This window comes from Streptomyces sp. AMJ-169, assembly GCF_055597585.1.
In genome coordinates, this window is sequence record NZ_JBVLTJ010000039.1 from 1 (window position 1) to 1,794 (window position 1,794).

Annotated in this window: 1 pseudogene; it reads right to left on the reverse strand. The window is 70.5% G+C overall.

Features of this window, described 5'->3' with window-relative positions:
- Positions 1–30: 30 nt before the first annotated feature.
- A pseudogene (locus ACYUD3_RS38480) lies at positions 31–1,698 on the reverse strand (IS1182 family transposase).
- Positions 1,699–1,794 lie beyond the last annotated feature (96 nt).

Genomic DNA, 1,794 nt, shown 5'->3' on the forward strand with positions numbered 1-1,794 from the left:
GGACGCTGTTGGTTATTTCGGGGGCAAGCTCTACTCGGCCCTGCTGGACTTCGGTTTGGTGGGGCCGAGTGCTGCGAGGTGGCTGGTGCGGGTGCTGGCCCGGGGTGTGCCGGTGAGGTGGGCGTCGATGCGGGCGAGGTTGATCGCGGCGCCGGTGAGCTGGTGCTGGAGAGTGGTCTTCGCGAGGCCGCGGTAGCGGGATCTGCGCAGGCCGCAGCGCTAGATGCCCTGAGCGATGGTGCCCTCTACCCCGGCGCGGGTCTTGTAACGCTCCTTCCAGGTGTCGGTGTCCTGCTCGGCGCGGGCCTGGAGGAGGGCCTCGTGTTCCTCGCGGGGCCGCAGCGTCAGGCGACGGCCGGTGCTGGAGGTGGTGCACTGCTCACGGACCGGGCAGGGGCCGCACTGGCCCTGGTTGAAGCGGACCCGGATCACCGGGGTTCCCTCCTGGGACCGGTCGGGGTTCCAGCGGCGGGTGGTCTTCCCGCCGGGACAGGTGACCTGCTCGCCCGCCCAGTCGACGGTGAAGTCACCGGCGGTGAAGCCGTTGTCCGCGGCGGCCTGGCGGCTGACGACGCCGGCGACCGGCCCGGTGAGCGTGACGCCGTACTCGCGCCGGGCCTGCACGAGCAGATGCGCGTCGACGTATCCGGCGTCGACCAGGTGCTCCGCGGGCAGACGGCCGGCCTGGGCGAGCTGGGCATGCACGGTGTCGGTCATCGACAGGTCGGGCACGGTCGCCATGGTGGTGGCCACGTTCGTGATCAGGTTCAGGGTGTCCGGCTCGCAGGTCTCGGTGAGGTGGACCTTGTATCCCGCCCAGGAGGTGTCGCGCTTGACACTGTTGCGCGCCTGGGCGTCATAGGGACTGACCAGGCACTTCGCGCCCGGCGGCCGGTCTTTTGGGTCCCTGCGCCTCACCTCCCCCTCGGCTCGGTGGAAGTTCTGCACCCACACCTGGCGCAGGTGCTCCACCTGGGCCAGGTTGCGCAGCCCCGGGGGAGCCGGACCGGACCGGACGGCCTCCAGCAGCCGTGTCCCGTCCCGGCCGACGCGCAGCCCCATCTCCTCCCGCTTGGTGCGGGCCTTGGGGAACCGTGAGTCCTCGGCCCTGGTGGCGTAGTGCTTGAACCAGTCCGGCCCGGCCACTTTGGCCAGCCACTCAGGGGCAGCCTGGGCGGGCGCGTTCAACGCCGACCGCAGTGTTTCCGTGACCATCTCCAGCCAGGACACATCCCGGGCCGCCGTCCACACATGAGTGGAGTCGGTCCTGGCCCGCCCGGCCGTCTTGAGCAGTCCCTTCGCCCCGGCCGCGGCCAGGATGCCGTCCAGCACCCGCCGTCCCTCATCGGCCTCGACCAGACGGTCCCTGAACTCCGACAACACCGAGAAGTCGAAGCCGGGATCGCCCAGTTCCAGCCCGAGCGCGTACTTCCAGTCGATACGGGCCCGCACCGCCTCCGCGGCCTGCCGGTCGGTCAGCCCCTCCACGAACTGCAACACCAGCACGAGCGCCAGCCGCCCCGGCGACCAGGCCGGTTTGCCCCGGACCGGGAACAGGTCCGCAAACTCCTCGTCACCGAACAGCGCCCCCAGCTCGTCACGAACCCGGATCGCCAGACTGCCCTTCGAGAACGCGGCACGAGCCACCCGCACCGTCTCTGCCGGAACCTCGCTCGGCCCGCCCGGCTGCATCGACATCCGCACCCACCCCATACGACAACGTCGGCCTTCAAGACCACAACCGGGTCTTGAAGGCCGACGTCACGCGAGCCCCCGAAATAACCAACAGCGTCC